Origin of the sequence: Paenibacillus sp. H1-7 (assembly GCF_022354825.1) — a bacterium.
Lineage (GTDB): Bacteria > Bacillota > Bacilli > Paenibacillales > NBRC-103111 > Paenibacillus_S.
Genome location: NZ_CP031168.1, coordinates 2,790,280 through 2,811,018 on the forward strand (window position 1 = coordinate 2,790,280; position 20,739 = coordinate 2,811,018).

General features: G+C 50.9%; 15 protein-coding genes. 11 read left to right on the forward strand and 4 right to left on the reverse strand.

Going from position 1 to position 20,739, the window contains the following annotated elements:
- Positions 1-234 precede the first annotated feature (234 nt).
- Positions 235-2,151 (forward strand): hypothetical protein, encoded by a 1,917-nt coding sequence (locus DVH26_RS12400; RefSeq protein ID WP_239633993.1) that lies wholly within the window; start codon positions 235-237, stop codon positions 2,149-2,151.
- Between the two features lie 238 nt (positions 2,152-2,389).
- Entirely contained in the window at positions 2,390-5,932 is a 3,543-nt protein-coding gene (locus DVH26_RS12405) for a fibronectin type III domain-containing protein (protein ID WP_481857606.1), read from the forward strand.
- A 60-nt stretch (positions 5,933-5,992) separates the two neighbouring features.
- On the opposite strand, the gene DVH26_RS12410 is transcribed toward DVH26_RS12405, so the two are convergent.
- On the reverse strand, positions 5,993-7,303 hold the full coding sequence (locus DVH26_RS12410) for an ABC transporter substrate-binding protein (RefSeq protein WP_239633995.1): 1,311 nt from the start codon (positions 7,301-7,303) through the stop codon (positions 5,993-5,995).
- Positions 7,304-7,532: 229 nt separating this feature from the next.
- Between DVH26_RS12410 and DVH26_RS12415 the strand changes: the two genes are divergently transcribed.
- Positions 7,533-8,594, forward strand: a complete 1,062-nt coding sequence (locus DVH26_RS12415) for a substrate-binding domain-containing protein (RefSeq protein WP_239633996.1) — start codon at positions 7,533-7,535, stop codon at positions 8,592-8,594.
- A gap of 149 nt (positions 8,595-8,743) precedes the next feature.
- On the opposite strand, the gene DVH26_RS12420 is transcribed toward DVH26_RS12415, so the two are convergent.
- Positions 8,744-9,643: a helix-turn-helix transcriptional regulator gene (locus DVH26_RS12420; RefSeq protein ID WP_239633997.1), complete on the reverse strand. Its 900-nt coding sequence runs from the start codon at positions 9,641-9,643 to the stop codon at positions 8,744-8,746.
- 135 nt (positions 9,644-9,778) lie between these two features.
- On the opposite strand from DVH26_RS12420, the gene DVH26_RS12425 reads away from it, so the two are divergent.
- A complete protein-coding gene (locus DVH26_RS12425) occupies positions 9,779-11,656 on the forward strand; it encodes an ADP-ribosylglycohydrolase family protein (RefSeq protein ID WP_239633998.1) in 1,878 nt (625 codons plus the stop codon).
- Positions 11,657-12,234: 578 nt separating this feature from the next.
- Here the strand turns inward: DVH26_RS12425 and DVH26_RS12430 are convergent.
- The gene (locus DVH26_RS12430; RefSeq protein WP_239633999.1) at positions 12,235-12,762 is read right to left on the reverse strand and encodes a TlpA family protein disulfide reductase; all 528 of its coding nucleotides are present in this window, start codon (positions 12,760-12,762) and stop codon (positions 12,235-12,237) included.
- Between the two features lie 23 nt (positions 12,763-12,785).
- The gene (locus DVH26_RS12435) at positions 12,786-13,856 is read right to left on the reverse strand and encodes a YVTN family beta-propeller repeat protein (protein ID WP_239634000.1); all 1,071 of its coding nucleotides are present in this window, start codon (positions 13,854-13,856) and stop codon (positions 12,786-12,788) included.
- 139 nt (positions 13,857-13,995) lie between these two features.
- On the opposite strand from DVH26_RS12435, the gene DVH26_RS12440 reads away from it, so the two are divergent.
- The 7 genes from DVH26_RS12440 to cntC all read left to right on the forward strand — a co-directional run bounded on the left by DVH26_RS12440 (position 13,996) and on the right by cntC (position 20,737).
- Positions 13,996-14,949 carry a sulfurtransferase gene (locus tag DVH26_RS12440; protein WP_239634001.1) on the forward strand — a complete coding sequence of 318 codons (954 nt, stop codon included), beginning with the start codon at positions 13,996-13,998 and terminating at the stop codon, positions 14,947-14,949.
- 11 nt (positions 14,950-14,960) lie between these two features.
- Positions 14,961-15,356 (forward strand): rhodanese-like domain-containing protein, encoded by a 396-nt coding sequence (locus tag DVH26_RS12445; protein WP_239634002.1) that lies wholly within the window; start codon positions 14,961-14,963, stop codon positions 15,354-15,356.
- The gene (locus DVH26_RS12450; protein WP_239634003.1) at positions 15,353-15,613 is read left to right on the forward strand and encodes a sulfurtransferase TusA family protein; all 261 of its coding nucleotides are present in this window, start codon (positions 15,353-15,355) and stop codon (positions 15,611-15,613) included. Before DVH26_RS12445 ends, DVH26_RS12450 begins: the two co-directional genes overlap by 4 nt.
- A gap of 25 nt (positions 15,614-15,638) precedes the next feature.
- Positions 15,639-16,751, forward strand: coding sequence for a YeeE/YedE family protein (locus DVH26_RS12455; RefSeq protein ID WP_239634004.1), 1,113 nt, complete (start codon positions 15,639-15,641; stop codon positions 16,749-16,751).
- A 534-nt stretch (positions 16,752-17,285) separates the two neighbouring features.
- Positions 17,286-18,887: a staphylopine-dependent metal ABC transporter substrate-binding lipoprotein gene (gene cntA / locus DVH26_RS12460; protein ID WP_239634005.1), complete on the forward strand. Its 1,602-nt coding sequence runs from the start codon at positions 17,286-17,288 to the stop codon at positions 18,885-18,887.
- Between the two features lie 23 nt (positions 18,888-18,910).
- A complete protein-coding gene (gene opp1B, locus DVH26_RS12465; RefSeq protein ID WP_239634006.1) occupies positions 18,911-19,843 on the forward strand; it encodes a nickel/cobalt ABC transporter permease in 933 nt (310 codons plus the stop codon).
- Positions 19,844-20,737 carry a staphylopine uptake ABC transporter permease subunit CntC gene (cntC, locus tag DVH26_RS12470; RefSeq protein ID WP_239634007.1) on the forward strand — a complete coding sequence of 298 codons (894 nt, stop codon included), beginning with the start codon at positions 19,844-19,846 and terminating at the stop codon, positions 20,735-20,737.
- The last annotated feature ends 2 nt before the right edge of the window (positions 20,738-20,739 follow it).

The following is a 20,739-nucleotide window of genomic DNA, read 5'->3' on the forward strand; positions in this document are numbered from 1 at the left end:
TTTGGCTGCTGATTAACCGAGTGTACCCATACATGCTAAAGTGATGATTTGGTAGTTCTATGAGAACAAGTACTTCAACATATCCGATTGCGGTTATTTGGTTTATTTGGTGTGCACTCGCAGGTGCTGCACTTGTTCATTTATGCAACTAAATCGCAACTGGATGGGAGGTTGCGGGCTGTATTATGATCGAGGTGCTTAAGCTGCAATCTATTAGATGTGGAGGAACCCATAATGATCATCGATGGAAGCGGGAAAGCGAGCAAGATTACAGAAGCTTCGGCTGCCTACACAGCAGCGGTCCCTGCACCTGACTTCAGCCGGATCCGACCGGACGACTTCGCGGATGAAGATTACATATCCCCTCATGTATGGCCCAGCGACCGCCGGGGCATTCCGTATTACTACAAGCATTTCCACACGGTGGCAAACGCAGTGCGGCTGGAGGAGCCTCATCGTGGTTTTATCGATCTGGTGGTTCATCGCAGTCCCGAGCATAATTTCCCGTACAATGCACGCGTTCAAGAGAATCACCTGTGGTTTGCTTACTTTTACACGAACCCGGCGCCATGGAATATGTACTATGGGATGCCCCAGGTACAGCACCGGCTGGAGGCGATACTGGAGCACCTGCTAACCTTACAGGGGCCGAAAGGAGCGTTCTCCGAGTACAGCCCGGAGGGATACAATTTACCGGGAACGTCGTTCGCGCTCCAATTCCTCGGCCAAACCGTACGGTTGCTGAAGGAGGCCAAAGCGGCAAATCCTGACTTTCCTTTCATTAACGAAGATCTTTATACCAGAGTGATTGAAGCGAGCCGGAAGGCGATTGAACATGTCTTGCATGACAGCAGGCTTTGGGAGCATGGAACCGGCTTTACGAATCAATATACTTTGATGTGGTCGGCAACCGCAGCCTATTTGGCTATCCATCCGGATGAGGCGATCGAATCGAAGCTTCGTGAAAGGATGGCCCAATCTGCAAGCGCCTTCATCAGTCCGGCAGGATTTTATTACGAGAATAACAGCTATGATATGGGCTATAACGTGGGCGTCCATATTCAGAATATGATGGCGGACTACTACTATTTCAGGAAAACCGAGCTGGAGCAGGAAGTAGTGGAGAAGGAGAGCAGGTTTATTGAGTGGTTGTCCTACAATCTGGTGTTAGAGCCGGACGGATCGTTCTTCACGTCGAATGCGTCCGCTTCCTGCCGTACGGAATCCGCCCACTATGAGAGAAAGGATATTCCGCTTGCGGAGAAGCTGCTGCTGGCTAGAGCTTTTGTCAAATCGCAGGAAGAGGTCGCGAGAGATATCCAGAGGGCGAAAGGCGAGATCATGAAGGACGGCAGCTGGCCCAATGTGCCGGAGCTGAATAAGACAGGAGGCAATTCCTTTAATCCCTACGGGCTCTATAACCGTATCTTGTACCGGTACTATCCAACGGAGGCCGAACGTAAGGAGGCCATTGCCAAGCTTCCGTATAGAGCAAGCGAAAGATTCAACCATCAGCGCAACGACGACCGCAGCGGTCTGCAGTTTACCTACGTGCGGCGGCCGTCCTATTATGCGGCTTTTGCGGCCGGACCTCAGAAGGTGAACGCGCAAGTATTCGGACTCGGTCTGCTGTGGCATCCGCAGGGCGGTATTCTTCTATCCAGTCAGACCGAAGCGGGAGCCTTGAAAGGAAGCAAAGGGCTGTCCTGGGGGACGAAAAAGGATGGCGAACCTCGGGTATTCGAGAACGGAGATGTCTGCCCGCGATACTACGTAGACCTGCACGAAATACACCCTGTACGGGGCTGCACCGATATAGCTCAGGGCGATATGGAAATGAGATATGAGCTCGGGGCTGAGGGTGAGAAAACCGTCCGCTTCGGGGAAAATGCCATTGCTGTGACCGTCCGCCATCTCGGCCGCATCGAAGAGCAAATTCCGCTCATGGTTGCTCCTGGCGACCGGATGGTTGTGGAAGACGGTGAGATCGCTCTGTATAGGCGCGATATCGTGCTGCGTATCCAATTCGAAGGAGATGCGGTTGCCAAGCTGGTTCCCAAGCCTTTCCACATCTACACCCGCCAAATGCAGATACTTACCCTGGAAGCCAAAGAAGCTCTTCAATATACCTTTAAGATGGAATCGTGTTAAACACAGACTGAATCCAGGCGCAGATCCGATAGTTTATACCTATTGTGAGTTCTGCGTCTTTTATAAATCCTGTAATGTATGCACTTACATTAACATATATGGATTTTGTTCTTACAAGAAAGTGCTGTCTAAAATGGAAGGGAGCCGATGCCGAACTCAAAGTGCTTATGATGCATTACTGCTTTTCGTTTGTGCCAAGATCGAGAGGAAAGAAAAGGAGGCTTGCGAGTTGATAAAGATGAAACCGTTCCTGCCTTTTGCAACCCTGTTAACCGTATGTATCACGATACTAACCGTGCTTCTAGCCCCGGTGCCATTTACTCCATCAGTCAGCGCCAGTGAGGAGCCTATGACGGTCATTGACGAAAATGCCGATTACTCCAAGCTTTTTTACAAAACAAGTAATATTGCAATAAGCTCTAGCAGCCCCGAGCGGTATGGAGGCGATAGCTCCAGATTTTACAAAACGTCGAATGGGGAAGCTTACGTCATTTACGAGACTCCGAATGCAGATATTCGTGTCTGGAGCGGCTTCCAGATTGTGACGTGGTACAATCGAAGCGGCACGGGTGTCATACCTGGGGATATGTCTTTTGAGGCTTCGCCGGACAACTCCGTATACACTCCGATGGAAAGTGTTGTCAAAACGGTCAGCACGGATCCGTTGGTCGGGGGCTGGGGCAAGGTGAGCTGGGATGCGACGGCACTGCCTGCCGGGACCCGATATGTCAAGATCGTGTTCGGAGATACGGCAGCGCATCCGAGCTCGTGGGCCATCCAGATCGGCAAATCGACCCTGTACTCTGTGTACAACCGGCTGGCTCTTCAAGAAGAGATCGACGCCTCGCAATCCGTGCTGAATAGCGCCGTAGTCGGTAACGGCCCCGGACAGTATCCTCAAGCGGCTGCCACCGCGTTCGCTTCGGCGATTGAGGCCGCACGGGCTGTCAACAATAATCCCGATGCATTGCCGAACGAAATGCAGTCCGCCTACAACCAATTGAAGCAAGCGCGCAGCACATTTTTGAACGCAGTCAACATGGCCTTGAATTGGCCTGCCGGCGCTACAATTACGTCTACTTCATCAAGTCTTAATCACATAACGGTGACCTGGCCTGCCGTAATGGAAGCGAACCAATATGCCGGCGTCACCTATCACGTGTACCGGAACGGCAGCGAAGCGGCAACCGTTACGGGAACGACCTATACGTTTAACGGGCTCAAGCCCCAAGCCAAGTACGAGTTCAGTGTCGTGGCCCGTGCGGGAACCAATCAATCGAAGCTGCTAGGTCCTGCAGTACTCGCTACGAGCGATATCGGAGCCGTTCCAGCTCCCGATTTCAGCTTGATCGATCCCGATGACTTTGCCGATGAAGATTATATTTCGCCGGAGGTTTGGGTGAACGACCGCCGTGGAATTCCTTATTACTACAAGCATTTCCACACGGTGGCCAACGCAGTAAGGCTGGATGAGCCGGATCGCGGATTTATCGATATCGTGGTGCACCGGGATCCGAAAGATAATTTCCCTTACAATGCGCGCATTCAGGAAAATCATCTATGGTTCACCTATTTCTATACGAACCGGGCCTCGTGGAACATTTACTATGGGATGCCACAGGTGAAATACCGTTTGGAAGCGGTGCTTGAGCATCTGTTATCCCTGCAGAGCCCGCAAGGAGCTTTCTCCGAATACAGTGCAGGGGGCTACAATTTGCCGGGAACGTCGTTTGCCCTGCAATTTCTCGGTCAAACCGTTCGTCTGTTGGAGGAGGCCAAAGCGGCGGACCCTAGCTTCCCATCCATTGACGAAGCTTTGTACAACCGAGTAATCGAGGCGAGCCGTAAAGCGATCGTGCATGTGTTGAACGACAGCGCTTTTTGGACACACGGCACCGCCTATACGAACCAGTATACGCTCATGTGGTCCGCCACCGCCGCCTATTTGGCCTATCATCCGGATGCGGCCATCGATGCGAAAATGCGCGAGAGGTTCGATCAATCTGCAGCGGCGTTTATCAGTCCGGCGGGATTTTATTATGAGAACAGCGGGTATGATATGGGCTACAATGTAGGCGTCCATATTCAGAATATGATGACAGACTATTACTATTTCAAGAATACCGATATGGAGCAGAAGTTGGTTACCAAGGAAAGCAAATTCATCGACTGGCTGTCCTACAATCTGGTCCGTGAGCCGGACGGCTCGTTCTTTACGTCCAATGCGGCGCCGTCGGGACGTACAGACTCAGGTCATTACGCGAGAAAAGATATCCCTCTTGCGGAGAAGCTTCCACTGGCAAGAGCATTTGTCAAAACCCGGGACGAAGCGGCGGCGGAAATCGTGCAGGCTAAAAGCGATATCGTCAAGAACGGCATATGGCCGAATGTGCCGGCCCTTTCTTTGAACGGAGGAAACTCGTACAATCCGTACGGACTGTACAACCGGATTCTGTACCGCTACTATCCTACGGAAGCGGAGCGTGCGGCGGCGGTTGCCCAGCTGCCATACCTTGCGAGCGATCGCTTTAATCACCAGCGCAATGACGATCGAAGCGGGCTGCAGTTCACTTATGTGAGGCGTCCGGACTATTATGCGGCATTTAACGCAGGGCCCAAGAAGGCGGCCATGCAAGCCTTCGGTATTGGATTGCTCTGGCACCCCCAAGGCGGTATTATGGTGTCCAGCCAGACGGAATCCTCGTCGTCTTCAACAAATCGAGGATTATCATGGGGAACAATGAAAGCTTCGTCCAATAGGGTATACGAGAACGGAAATGTGCTGCCGACCTATCGAATCAACGGACAAACGCTTCAGCCGGCTATCGGGCATGGCGATGTAGCGCAAGGTCAGATGGAGGTTCAATACAATCTGGGTACAGCCGGAACGAAATCGGTAACCTTCCTGGAGGACGGTATATCGGTGCAGGTCCAGCATGCCGAGCCGTTTGTGGAATACGTGCCGATCGTGGTAGGAGCCGACGATCAAGTCATGCTGAACGGCGGAAGCTTCACGTTGGTCCGTGGCAACGCCGTGCTGCACATCAACTTCGACCAAGGGGTGGAAGCGACTCTTGAGCAGAAGGGATACCGGATTTATGACAAACGAATCCATATGCTCAAGCTGCAGGCCAGCGGCTCCTTGACCTATACGATGACGATGTCGACGGACGAGACGGCACCTGTGTCGACGTCGGCCATAGTGCCTTCGGAGCCTGCCGGAGACAACGGCTGGTACACGGGTGATGTCACGGTAACGCTGAACGCGACGGATGAAGGGACCGGTGTGGCGCGTACGGAATACCGTCTGAACGGAGGAGAGTGGAGGAGCTACGAGGGTTCGATTCCTATTGCAACCGAGGGAACGAATGTGCTCGAATACCGCAGCTCGGATCAAGCCGGCAACACGGAAGAGATCCGTACGGCTACGATACCGGTCGACCGGACGGCTCCGACGATAATCGTCGTGCCGGATCAGGCGAAACTGTGGCCGCCGAACGGGCGGATGACGCCGATCTGGATGACCGTGCAGGAGGCTGACTCCATCTCCGGTATAAGCACAGTAACGCTGGACTCCATCGTTAGCAGCGAGCCGGACCCGGAAGGCGTGGCTGACGCGGACTACGGGACGAATGACACCGACTTCCGGCTTAAAGCGGAAAGGGCGGGAGATGGAGCGGGGCGGGTCTACACGATTACCTATACGGCTGCCGATAAAGCGGGACACAAGACCAGTGCTTCGGCCACTATCACAGTTCCTCACGATGCTGGACAGGAATAACGGTGTAAGCAAAAAAAAGCGTTTGGTTGAATGACCAAACGCTTTTTCTCTGGGCTGGCATTACTTGGCTTTCACTTCCTTGGCTGCCTTGGCCGCTTCGATGGCTTTATTGATTTCTTCCTCGAAGCTTCTTAACGCCGTGTTGGAATCCGTCTTGTCTTTAATCATCGTTGCGAAGGAGCTGCCGAAGTCTACGCCAACGTCGGTCAGCTTGGAATCCCGCGGTTCCATGGGAGGGGCGTCGGGATAATAGAATAACGCGCCTACGTTTTTGCCAGCCCATTCCGGCACATTTTGGCCGAATGCTTTTTTCACGGCAGCGCTCTTGAGTGTCGTCCCTTGGCCATTCTTGGACAGAAGCGTCTGCATTTCCTCGGAGAGCATGTAGGAGATGACCTCGAAGGCCTCGTCTTTATACTTCGACGTCTGCGCGACGAACAGCGACAAAGTGGCCGGCTTGAACCCGGTATTCGGACGCTCCTTCAGGCCGGGCACGGATACCACGTCCCAATTGAGCTGCGGATTGGCGCGAACAGCACCGACAATCGCCGAATGGCTGTTGACCATCGTGGCAATCGTCCCTTTGGAGAAATCGCCCAGCGGAGCGATAATCGCGCCAGGAATTTCGAAGAAGCGTCTCAAGTTGTCGTACAGCAGCTTGTAGCCGTCATTATGAATGGTGGCTTTGTCTTCCTTTGTATGCAAAGGACTGATAGAGAGCTGGTTATTCAGCATAATATTATTAGGCTGTGTCGTAAAGCCCTGGTAAGTAACGGCCCCGTCCTCCCGGGTCAATAGCCGGGACAGCTCATAGACATCGTCCCAAGTCATGCCGTCCTTCGGGTAAGCGACGCCAAACCTGTCGAAGATATCTTTGTTGTAAAATAACGCGTACTTATTCATTGTAAACGGCAAGCTGTACAGCTTTTTCTCGCTGTTTTGCGCGAGCGTGTGGGCCAATACATTGGGTTCAATGCTGCCCAGATCGAAATTGTGTTTTTTTACCAGCTCCTGCAAGTCATAATGGAAGCCGTTCGTAATGACCCTGCTTGTCGTGAATGCGGTCGATTCGTAGATAATGTCTGGCAGCGTTCCCTGAGCAATCAAGTCGGCGTACTCGCTGCCTTTCCCCCTGTTAATAAAATTCAACGTAATGTGAGGGAATTTCGCCTTTAGGGCTTCCTGGATCGATGGGTCCAGGGTAGCCTCGAGCGAGCTTTGCGCGAAGTACCAGGTCAGTGTTATCGGATCCTTCGGCTTCTGTGAAGCGGGATCCCCTGCAGGTTCGATCGGCTCGCCCCGGCTGCAGCCGTTCAATAATGCACCGATCAGAAGGCAGCTTAACCAAACGGTTTCTCTCTTTTTGATCATAACAATCAACCTCCGTTTTTCATGTGTGCTCTGCCGGCACCCTGTCAATGAAAATCATGATGGTATAGTTGTCACGCGTGCTTTCACGAGGGTTCCGTTGGAACGGACCAAACGATTCATTTAGCGGATAAAAACGCTTACAAAATGTGGATATCGTTATGGTACAATAAATGATAAGCATGATATAGTTGAGGTTTTGTTGATTATATTACGAAAGGCATGTGAACCTATGGCCAGAAAAAAATCTGTCACTTTGCCTATGTTAGCCGAAAAGCTGCAGTTAAGCGTGTATACCGTCTCCAAAGCGCTGCGGGGACTGCCCGGAATGTCCGAGGCGACTAGAAGGGAAGTCATCCTGCTGGCCAAGGAGCTCGGATATTTAACGAAGGATCAGGAGCGCAGCCTCCTGTATGAAGGCATTCCGCGGCTTTCCATTCAGCAGAGGCGCTTCCTGATGGTTACGACCTCGCATTTCTCTTTCACCTTTCAGCAATTGTTCCTTGGCTTGAAAGAGAGAATGCACGAGCTGGGCCATAAGGTAGATATGGCTTTTATGCCGGCGACTCTTTCGACGGAGGGGTTCAAGGAATGGGTAGATCAAGAGGGGATCATGTACTCGGACGGCCTGTTTCTCGCCCCGCTTATACCTGAGCCGCTGGAGGCCTTGCTATTGGAGCTGAGACTGCCGCGGGTTTTGATAAATTTTCCGCCTGTAGGAGCCCGAGTGGACAGTATTATATGGGATATCCATGACGCAACGATTCAGTCGGTCCGTTACCTGATCGCGAACGGTCACCGCAACATCATGTATGTGGGGGATACGACGACAACCCGAGGCTATAAGCATCGCTGGGATGTTTTTCAACTGACGATGAAGCAGGAAGGCATCGAGGTGGAAGAGAGCAGCCACTTTATTAGGATTTCAACGAAGGATCCTGAGTGGATTGCCACGTTCCAGAACCATCTGGAGCGGAACAATCCGACGGCACTGATCTGTTCTTCCCATGGGACGAATTTGTCATGGTTGTTCTACGCATGCAGCGAGGCAGGCCGCAAGATTCCCGGAGACGTGTCGATCATCCTCATCGATAACCTGCAAGCGAGCACCGTTCCCGACATTACGCGCCCCGTGCTGTTTATGCAGGAAACGGGGTATCGGGCTGCCGATCGGATGCTGTGGCGAATTGCCAACACTCAGATGCCCTACGAGCATATTCGAGTACAAGGAACGTTCTTCGAAGGGGCGACCGTCAGGAATTTGTTGGCGGTTGAACAAGGTACAACCCAATAGCGACGAAGCCTATGGACTCTTAATAAATTGATACGCCAACGCAGCGAATAGAGGCTTCTGGGGGGGACCTATCTGTAAATAATTGTAAACCATTAAAATCGCTGGAGCGGACTCTCGGCTGCTCCCCGATGAAATCATTCGCTCCCTGCTTAGGGGAGCGTTGTTTGTTTACCGTCGCGATAGTGCTGCGGCGCGACTCCTTCCACCTTTTTGAACAGGCGGCTGAAATAAAACGGGTCCGAATACCCGACTTCCATGGCTATTTCTTGAATACTTTTGCCGGTATGAAGCAGCAAATGCTTGGCTCTCTGGACCCTGAGCTGTTGGATATATTGAACCATAGGGATTCCCGCGTATTTCTTGAACACTTGGCATAAATATTCGTATTTGTAGTCTAGTGTCCGTTCCAGCCTCTCTCTAGTGATGTCGGATTCGTAGAAATTGTTCAAATGATTGACCAATTTGCGAAAGGTAAAGTATGAGACCGGGAAAGCCGTGTCGAGATCGCTTTGCTCCAGAAAGTCACTTGCGATGAAACCGAGCATTTCCGCGAGAAGCAGCGTGCTTTGATAACGAAAGTAGCCTTGGGGCTTCCTCATCGTTTCCACAAGCTGCTCAAATCGGCTGAGCAGATGATAGCGCTTCTGGTTCTTGTACATTCGGGGGACAATGAGCAGATCCTCATGGTTGATCTCGACGGTTCGCAGCTCGGTTCGTTCGGCATGGATAATATTAAGCTCAGTGGAGCGATTTATATTGATAGTGTCCAGTCCGGGACTGCAGGAAAATTGGGCCCAAAAGAATTTGCCCTGCCGTACGTCCGGATTCCATCCGTTATGCTGCTCCCACGGTCCAAGCAATAGCGAATCCCCGGCTTGCAAGACCATCCGGCTTCCGCCCGCTTCCAAATGTACCGCTGCTTCTGCCGCGACGATCAGCTCATAGTACGGATTATAATGCTTATCGAAAAACGAAGAGTTGGTATTCACATCGAAAAGATCGGCCCACTTCACGTCCAGTACGGATAATCGCGACATTGAATAATACATGAAATGACTCCCGTTCCTATTTTTTGGGGAAACATCTTAATCGCGTTAATGGCCTCCGGCAAAAAGCAAATTTATAATCGGTTTAGGCTTACGTCGATTATATCATAACTGAAACGGTTGAAGGGGGCGGTATATTTGAAAGAATTAAATGTATTAAACGAACAAGATTATTATCGGATTGTATACGGGGGCTGGCTGGGCAAAAATATTGGGGGGACGCTCGGCGCGCCGGTAGAGGGCGTTAAGGATCTATTGGCATTGACGTTCTATCCGAAGCTGCCGGACGGACCGCTCGAGAACGATGATCTTGATCTTCAGCTGGTTTGGCTGCACGCGTTGGAACAGTACGGCCCCGGGCTGACGGCTCGAGAGCTGGGACAGGAATGGCTGGAGCACATTTTTTTCCCTTTTGACGAATACGGTTACGCGCTGACCAATTTACGAAGAGGATTGATTCCTCCATTATCCGGTTCGTTCAACAATCCGTTCACGAATTGTATGGGATCTCCTATCCGTTCTGAAATATGGGCCATGATCTCTCCAGGCTTACCGGAAAAGGCGGCTTATTATGCCTATCAGGATGCTATCGTCGATCACGCAGGCGGAGAAGGGGTATACGGAGAGATGTTCTTCGCCGCCATTGAGAGCGCCGCATTCTTCGAGAAGGATCGCGACCGTCTGATCGAGATCGGCCTGCAGTACATTCCTGCTTCCTGTCGGACCTACAAAGCGGTTCAAGATTTGATCCGCTGGCATCAGGAAGGGAAGAGCTGGACGGAGGCCCGATCGCTGATTCTGGAGCGGCATGGAAGCGACAATTTTACCGATGCGCCGCAAAATATCGCGTTTACGATATTGGGGTGGCTGTACGGCACAGATTTCGAAGATGCGATTCTGAAGGCTGTCAACTGCGGTTACGATACGGATTGCACAGCAGCTACGCTAGGTGCCATATTAGGCATGCTGCTGGGTCCGGACGGGCTCCCGGACAAATGGGTGAAGCCTGTCGGTGACCGGGTTGTCGTCAGCCCGCCCATCAAAGGGTTCCCCGCACCCAAGAATCTGGATGAATTAACCCGCCGCACGATTCGTATGGGGAAACAAGTTCTGGCTGCATCGGATTCAGGTATTACGGTTCATCCCAATGAACCAAGCTCATGGGATAGTCAGAACCATTCTTTGGAAGGAGTTAGAGAGCTGTGGGACAGGACTCCAACCTCGAATCAATATTTGCTCCCGCGGGGAACAGTGCAGAGCCCATCACTTGAGCTGATCATCGAGTACGGCCCGGAAGGACCTGCTATAGGCAAGAATCAGACGAAAACACTGCATTTTACTCTAATCAATCACACGCTGACCGCCATCGCAGGAAAACTCTCGCTTGACCTGCCGGAAGGGTGGAAGGGTCCGGATGCATTCGAGACGGTCATGCAGCCGAATGAACGTACGCAATGGGATGCCGAGATTGGTTCGTCTTCTTCTGCAGGAGCTTATCATGAGCTTGCTTTGGTCTGGACAAGAATTCACGATCAAGCGGTATGGGCAGCGGAGAAGGTCCCGTTTACCCTGATTGCTTCCTCACGCTGGATAGTATGGGGACCCTCAAGCAGCGATGGGATTGAAGCTGATATTTCGGGAAACCATCTTGCATGGGATAAGGCGGTCGGAATGGATGGAGATGGACGATACAGGGCTGTAACGAAGCTCCATAATCCGTCTGATCGGCAAGTGAGGTTGATCGCAGCGGCGAATAGTCCCATAACGCTCAAGCTGAACGGGGAGGTCGTAATCGATTGCAAACATGCTCCCCACTTTATGCCTGCTTATCACAGGGCGCCTAAAGAGCAGCAGGTTGAGTTGACGCTGGCGGCAGGAGTTTACGAAGTTGAGGTGGAAGCTTACCAAAGCGGCTTGCAGCTGCAGGCTTATATATTGCCGGTTGCGACCCGGAATACTACAGAACCGGGACCTTGCTATTACTACACCGATATGCTTTTTGATATAAAGCTATAGCAGGTTGCTGCATGTTGCCTCGTGTTATTAATAATTAGGCGGCAGCTCTAGTTTTCAGGAAATTTGTCGCTGGAAAGCGGTCAATGGACGCAACGTTAAGGAGGTAGCCCCTCATCGCGATATCTCTGTGCCCGTTTCACCGCTCCCTAAGCGAGTCCCATTCGTTGACGATCCATTCCGTTGGAGAGTGTTGCCCAAGTTGATGCGGACCGTAGATCCGCTATTTTACCAAAAATGACGCTATTTGCAGGCTGATCGGACTACAGATCCTTTATTTTGCGTAAATACACATTTTTACCTGTTAAAATAATCCAATAACGGACTCTCGGTCCGATCGCACTCCAAAAGCAGCAGCATTTCTGGAAATAACGGATCTCCTGTCCGATCTTTTTGACAAACTAGTCGGAAAGGGCATACCCCACTGAATATTCGTTATCGCCTTTGATTTCTCAACAAACCGAGCTTCCGCAGAGAAATTGTCATCGTAAGCGTAGTTATCGCCGGAGGCAGCGGATTTCTCATCTTGGCATCGGACATTGTCCGGTGCTTTTCTTTTATCCTGCATCAGGGACTGCTGATCAATCGCTTATCAGCTTCTTTATCTTTTGTTCCAACTGCTCGCGGTCCAACATGTACAACACGTCGACGACCTTACCGCTTTTGTCGATCAGAAAGCTTGTAGGAATAGCCCGTACCTGGTACGGTCCGGTCGCGTCTCCTTTCGGATCGAGCAGGACGGGAAACCGGAAGTCGAACTCCTTGACGGTGTCCTTCACATCCGCAATCGTGTCCAGATGCGTTGCGTTCACGGCATAAAGGTCGATCCGATCTTGATATTGATCGTACAGCGCTTTTAAATCCGGCGCTTCCTGCCGGCAAGGTCCGCACCACGAAGCCCAGAAGTTCAAGATCAGCGGTTTGTCCCGGGTCCCTCCTACGTGATACGGCTGCCCTTCGAGCGAAGCCAGCTCGAAGGATGGCGCCAGATAGCCGGCTTGCGGCCCGGTATCCGCCGGCTTCGCTGTGTCACTGACTTGGAATACATTCAAATATACGGTTACGCCAATGAATAACAGAATGATGATGACAATAATCCGATTTCGCATTATACCCATTCCCCCGCCTGCGGTTAGCAGCTGCCGCCGATGCCGGGCAGCGCTTTAAGCTGAATCCCATGAGGCTGTGTACCGACGGTAATCCGGTCGACAACCTCCTGCTTCTCGGTATCTATCACAGCTACCTGATTGGAGCCGCTGAGCGTCACGTAAGCTTTCGTTTGCTGCCGGTTGAACGAAATATGCTTGGCTCCCGGAAGGCCGGTTATCGTCTTCAGCGCTTTATTGCTTTGCAAGTCGACAAAAGTAACGGCGCTGCCTTCCATTCCTGTGACAATTGCAGTCTGTCCGTTATCGGTTACGACGACATCCGTCGCTCCGTCAGCCACGTCGATTTTGCCGAGCTGCTTGCCGTCGGCGGTATCGTAAATTTCCAGGGCGTGGTCTCCGGCAGCCGGTACGTACAGCTTTTTCCCGTCGTCGCTCACTTTGACGGCACGCGGGATTTTACCGGTAGCGATGGTGCGCTCGACCGTCTTCGTTTTCACATTCACAATATATACTTTGTGGTTCTCATGATCGCTTACATACAGCTTATCGCCGAGCAGAGAAAGATAGTTCGTTTTGGCGCCGGTGCCCAGATCGATTGTTCCCGCCTCTTTTCCTTCCTTCGTGTCGACGAGATAGACAAACTGGCTTGCTACGGCAGCGACATATAACGTTTTATTATCGGGGGACAGCACCATGCCGTGCGGCATAGGGCCGACAGGTACTTCCTTCACGACCTTCAGCGTCTGCGTATTGATGAAAGAAATGGTGCTGCTGTGCTGGTTGGCCGCATAAGCTTCGCGCATCGTACTCGAGAAGATGACGGTCGACGGGGATTCCGACACCGGGATGTTCCCGACCACCTTGCTGGTGACGACATCGATAACGGAGATGCTGTTCTCTTTCTCGGAAGGGACATAGAACTGGATGCTCGTCAATTTGCCGGCCGCCGGCTGATTGGCTGCCGCCGATCCTTCAGCGTTAGCAGTCTTTCCTTGCAGGCGCTGTTCCGCCTCTTGCTTCGTTTCCAAGGCGCATCCGCTTAACAGCACGGTTAACGATGCGATAACAAGTAACCCTTTTTTGTACGTAATCATTGCAGGCTCTCCTAACTTGAACATCATTTTCATGGTCCGCAAAAAAATCATTGTATTTCTATCGGAATTGATGATATTATACAGTGGAATCGTGATGGAAAGCAATCGTTCATTTTCAAATTAGTAGGGGGAATCATCAATGAAAAGCAAATGGATTACCGTTACCTTATTAGCTGTGGCCGTGTTGTCGGCAGCTTGCGGTAAAAAAGAGGCACCCGTCTCTGTAAATGCAGGGGACGTCAAGACTAACGGATCGGCTGCCGTGGTGAAAACGTCCGATACGTATCCGAACGCACAGCTGCTCGCGGATGTGAAATGGGCGGAAGAGCATGCGAAGGACGGCAATGTAAAAATATTCGACGTACGCTCCAAAGGCTACGAGCAAGGTCATATTCCCGGTGCGATTGCGCTAAACTCCGGCTTGCTCAAGGATGCCAAAAATAATACGATCTTGGCGACCGAGCCGTTCACGGAGCTGTTCCAAAGCCTCGGCGTAAACAGCGACACGACCGTGCTGCTGTACGATGAGGGGAATGCGCTGAATGCAACACGCGTCTTTTACGCACTGGAATATTACGGGCATAAAGACAAAGTGAAGGTGCTTAACGGAGGATACGCAGCTTGGGCTTCCGCAGGCAAAGACGTATCGACCGACAAGCCGGCGGTGACGAAAGGCAATTTTATCGCCAAACCGAACGATAAGCTGGTCACGACCAAAGATCAGATCAAAGAATTGAACAAACAGCAGTGCCTGCTGCTCGACGTTCGTTCCGCAAAGGAATACACAGGCGAAGATGTTCGTTCCCAGAAAGGCGGACATATCGATCAAGCGGTCAACAAAGAATGGAGCGATTCGATCGACGCGAGCGGTGCGGACGGCGTGCCGAAGTTTAAAAGCTACAAAGATTTGAAGGCCGCATTCGATCAAATCGGCATCGTGCAAGATAAAACAGTCATTCCATACTGCCAAACGAACGTGCGCGGGTCCCATACTTACTTTACATTGAGACTTCTCGGGTTCTCCGATATTCGTCCTTATGAAGGCTCTTGGGCGGAATGGGGCAATGCGGCTGACACGGAAGTCGTCAAATAAGGAGCGGAGCCATGGCACAGATCATAGAAAATATTTCTCATCTCGATTCGCAGGAGCTGCTTTCTTTAGCGGCAGACCCGGAGCGCGGAGCTATCTTCATTGACGTACGGGAGCCGGAGGAGTACGAAGCCGCCCATATTCCGGGCATCCCGCTCATCCCGATGGGCGAGATCATAGATTTGATCGAACGGCTCGACCGGGATCGGGAGTATGTATTCGTTTGCCGGAGCGGGCGGCGCAGCCTGGAGGTCGCTATATTTTTCAGCGCAAACGGGTTTGAGAAAGTGCATAACTATTTGGGCGGCATGCTGCAGTGGCAGCTGGAAGAGCGCAAGGTAGCCCATGGCCGTGAGCATATCACTGAGCAATTTACCCTAGACCAATTGGAGAGGAAGATTACCCCATGAGCTTGAGTGAACAGCAATTACTAGAATTGAAAGCCGATATAACCGTTGATGCAGTGGGCGAGGTGTGCCCGCATACGTTGAATTTGGCGTTGGACGGCCTGAAGCGGGCGAAGCCGGGCGAGATTGTCGTTGAAATTACGGATCATACGATCGCGACCAAGACGATCCCGGCTGCAGTAAAAATGAACAAATACGGAGAGTTTCTCGGCGTGGCCAAAAAGAACGGACAATATCATATTTTCGTTAAAAAAATATAAGAACTGAACTGGAAGGGGAAGACCGATGGCATACACATTGGATGTCTTTATACTGGCCGCAGTCTTCGGGTTCCTGTACGGGTTTCTATTACAGAAGGCGGATTTTTGCTTCGTTGCCTCCATTCGCGACTGGATCAGCGTAAAAGATAACCGGATATTGAACGGCGTTCTCGTTCTGATCGCCACGGCTCTGCTCGGATGGGGGCTTGTGCTCACGCTCGGCATCAAACAAGTGTCCGACGTCTGGACCGTACCGCTCGGCGGCGCGAACCTGCTTGGCGGCATTTTGTTCGGAATCGGGATGACGATTGCGGGCGGCTGCGGTTCGGGTACGCTGTACCGATGCGGCATGGGGTATGTGCAATTTTGGATCGTGCTGCTGTTTGCAATTGCAGGCAATCTGCTGTTCGCTTTTCTTTACGACCCGTGGGCGAGGGATATCCTGCAACCGTTAACGCTGGTTGAGAACGGATATACGCTGTACACCTTGCCGATCCCTTACTGGGTAATTCCCGTTGTCCTTGTGGCCGGAATGCTGCTCATCGCCATTTATCGGTACGGCGCGTCCGAATTTTGGGGTGGAGTGAAGGAGTCGCTTACGGATTGGGAGAGAAATCCTCTGAAGCAATCGCATTGGGATATTCGGCTGGTGGCCTTCCTGATCGGCGTCGTCGCGACGATTCAATTCGCGCTCATGTCAAATGTCGGCATTACCGGTCCGGAGACGCGTATCGGAGCCGTTGCTTTGGCGCAGCTGCTAGGAGACGATGTCGTATTCAACAACACGTATTTGAACGCGCTGTTTGCCGATTTCCCCCGGGTCGGTCTGGGGCCGGAAGAAACGCTCGTGATCTTCCTGGTCATTGGCTCGCTTGCGGCATCACTGCTGAGCGGAAGCTTCAAAATCCGTTTCCCGCGTTCTTCCCGTTTGCCCTATGCCATCGGCGGCGGCTTGTTGATGGGAGTATCGTCACGAATTGCACCGGGCTGCAACATCGCGAACGTCATCACGGGTATCGGCGGGCTGTCGCTTAGCAGCGTGCTGGTCATCATTGGCATGATAATCGGAATCTTTATCGTCGTTGCCTTCATATTCAAAATGCCTTTGATGCTGTTCCAGCGGTATGACTCGATGTAAACCGTGAGGAACGGACTCCCTTAAGGGAAGAATGTACACTGTAGAAAAACCCACTTTTTCTTGAAAAAGTTGGGTTTCTTTTTTACGTCTAGGCTTAACAGCCATTTTTTACATTCACACATTTTAACGCGACACCGCATAAACGTGCTAAGTAACGTCTTTTTAAAGTTTGAGAGATTTTTGTGAGAACCCTATGCTTGAATGAACATAAGGCTCCATTTCCAGCAACCGGCATTTGTTAGTCGCAAGGAATTAACATATATCTAATGAGTAACAGTACTATGCCACAAACAATACCAAGCAACTATTATGGAAAAAACCTCCTACGAATTCAACGAGACAATTCGCCTCACTATTCGTGAATTATATTTTGCAGTTTGAAATCTAGCTTGTCGGCGCTTTTTTATTACAAGTCCGCAAAAAAAGAAAAGTAAACATATTGACGCCATACAAAATTATGGTATGATTATCCACGGGATTTAATAGTAATAATTACTATTATATGATCTTATTTTTTATATCGGAGGTTGCTGCATGTCTAGAAAAAGGTTTGTTGTTTTAGCTTGGATGATTTCGCTTGCATTCCTGGTCGGCTGCAATAACGGAAACGTCGCCACTACGGGGACGGCTGCAGCAAAAGAGCTGGTCTACGCCACAGCGAAGGATATCAACGACATGAACCCGCACTTATATCCGGGATCCATGCCGGCTCAAGGCATGGTGTACGAATCGCTGATTGAGAATACGGAGGAGGGAATCAAGCCGCTGCTTGCCGAATCCTGGAAGGTCTCGGACAACGGAAAAGTGTATACCTTTCATCTCCGTAACAATGTCAAATTCCACGACGGGGAGCCTTTTAACGCCGAGGCGGTCAAGAAAAATATCGATGCCGTCCAAAACAATGCAAGCAAGCATTCCTGGATCAAGCTGTCGACGAAAATCGTAAGCTGCAACGTGCTTGACGAGTACACTGTTGAGCTGGTTTTATCCGAGCCGTACTATCCGACGTTGGTCGAGCTGTCCATGACCAGGCCTTATGTGTTCATTTCACCCAAAAACTTTATCAGCGGTGAAACGAAAAACGGAGTCAACGGCTATAAAGGGACTGGGCCCTACATGCTCGCCGAGCATAAAGTAGATCAGTATGCCGTGTTTGAAGCGAATGAAAGCTATTGGGGCGGTCCGCCGAAAATAAAGAAAGTAACGGCCAAAGTTCTTCCTGCAGGGGAGACGACCTTTCTATCGTTGAAAAAAGGCGAGGTTAACTTCATATTTACCGATGATCGCGGCACGGACAGTCTTGATGTAGAAGCCATGAATAAGCTGGCGGAATCGGGTGATTATCAAATCGTTAGAAGCAAAGCCATGAATACGAAAATGATTGTTGCCAATAGCGGCAAGCGGGATCAGCCTGTACATGAAACAGCCGTTCGCGAAGCGATTTGGCACGCCATTGACCGCGAAACGATCAGCAAGCAAATCTTTAGCGGAACGGAATCCGCTGCACACACCTTATTCTCAGCCAACGTGAACTATGCGGATGTCGATCTGAAGAAGCGAAGCTACGATCTCGAAGCATCAGCAAAGCTTCTCGACGGCGCCGGGTGGAAGCTTGAGAATGGTCAAGCCGTCAGAACGAAGAACGGCAGCAAGCTGACGATGAAGCTCTATTACGATACCAACTCTTCCTCGCAAAAAACACAGGCCGAGTTCATTCAAAGCACATTAAAAAAAATAGGAATTCAGCTCGAGCTAGCCGGTGAGGAGTCCGGCTCCATTGCGAATAGAAGAACTTCCGGCGACTACGATCTGTTATTTAATCAAACCTGGGGACTGGCGTATGATCCGCAAAGCACTATCGCTGCGTTTACATCCAAGTCTTCTTACCTGCATACGACAAGCGGTATTGCCAGAGCCGATGAGCTTTACCAAAAGATCGATCAGGTCATGGTGTCCGTGGATGAAACCACCCGAAAATCGTTATATGCAGATATTATGAAGATCGTACACGATGAAGCCGTCTTCATTCCCATTACGAATGGCAATGTAACTGTAGTTGCTTCAAAAGCTATCCAAGGAATCTCCTTTAAGCAAACGCAGTTCGAGCTGCCTTTTGAACGAATGAGCATAAGATAGCGTCAAATGTAAAGGAGATCTCTATGGCCAGATACATAGCGAACAGGTTATTGTTGTCACTCCCTTTGCTCTTATTCATTTCATTTATTACGTTTGTTCTCATCAATCTATCGCCTTTAGATCCGGCCGAAGCGGTACTGCAAGCACAGGGTGTACCGGCAATAACGGACGAATTGATTGCTCAGACTAGGGCACAGCTCGGCATGGACCAACCGTTTATGAAAAGATACTTGAATTGGCTGGCTGCAAGCGTTCAGCTGAATTTCGGAAATTCATACGTCACGGGTACCCCCGTGTGGACATTGCTCGGACCTGCCTTTCTCAACACCTTGAAGCTGACGTTCGTTTCGGTGATTGCGATTATAGTTCTGTCCATCATGTTAGGCGTAGTCTGTGCACTTAGGGAGGGCAAATGGATCGATAAATCGGTAAGAGGCGTTTCCTTTTTCCTGACCGCTATGCCGTCCTATGGACTTGCAGCGTTGATGATCTGGTATTTCTCCGTGAAGCTGGATCTGCTGCCGACAAGTGGAATGGACTCGTACCCACACTATATTTTACCGGTAAGTGTCATCGCGATCAGCTATTCAGGCATTTACTTTCGTATTGTCAGAGGCTCGATGGTAAGCCAGCGGGAAGAAGACTATGTGTTGTACGCAAGGGCGTGCGGCTTGCCAGAAAAGAAAATAACGATGCACATCCTGAGAAATTCATTGCAGGTGGCCGTTTCCGTATTTTGCATGGCGATACCGATTATCCTGGGGAGCACGGTGGTAGTCGAAAATATATTCGCATGGCCCGGGCTAGGAACGCTTAGTGTAAAATCCATTCTGAGCAGGGACTTTCCGATGATCCAAGCGTACGTTCTGGTGCTGGCCGTAGCCTTCGTCTTGTTCAACACCGTTTCCGATATCATCAATGCAGCGATGAATCCTAAGCTAAGAAAGGATTACTGAATGAAACGATTAAAGCATGTGCTGAATGACAGGCTGGCCGCTTTCTCCTTCTCTATCATCGCTATGACCGTTGTGGCGGGGATCTTCGCCACGTTCTTTGCACCGCATGATCCCGAGGAGGTCCATATGGAGCTTCGATTTGCATCTGCTTCATGGGGATATCTCCTAGGCAATGATCACTTGGGGCGCTGCATCTTATCCAGATTGATCTATGGAATCCGCCCCAGCGTGTTATGGGTGTTCGTTGCGCTCATTCTGTCCGTATCGATAGGAGCGGTTCTTGGCTTTATCGCAGGCTACTACCAAGGCAAAACCGACGCTATTTTGATGCGGATTTGCGATGTGATGCTTTCGTTCCCGGGATATGTCATGACGCTTGCTGTCATCGGTATTTTGGGGGTCGGCCTTGGAAATATTTTGATTGCGTTTGCGCTGATGAAATGGGCATGGTTTGCACGTATTATCCGAACATCCGTCATGCAATATGCGCAGTCCGACTATATCAAATTCGCCAAAGCCATCGGGGGCAGCGACGCCAACATCATGTGGAAGCACCTTGTGCCTGTCGCTCTACCCGACATAGCGGTCCTAGCCAGCAGCTCCTTTGGCTCCATGATATTGCACATATCGGGCTTTTCGTTCCTGGGATTAGGAATTCAAGCTCCGAATGCAGAGTGGGGAATGATGCTGAATGAAGCGAGGGAAGTCATGTTCTCTCGACCGGAGCTTATGCTGGCGCCCGGCATGGCCATCATTGTCGTCGTGTCCGCGATGAACTTTTTGTCGGATGCGCTGCAAACGGCTTTGGATCCTAAATTAATGGCTTTTCCTCGGAAGAACCAAGACGCCGCAGCCGTCTCAACCGTGAAGCTGCAAGAAAATGGGGTGGCATAATC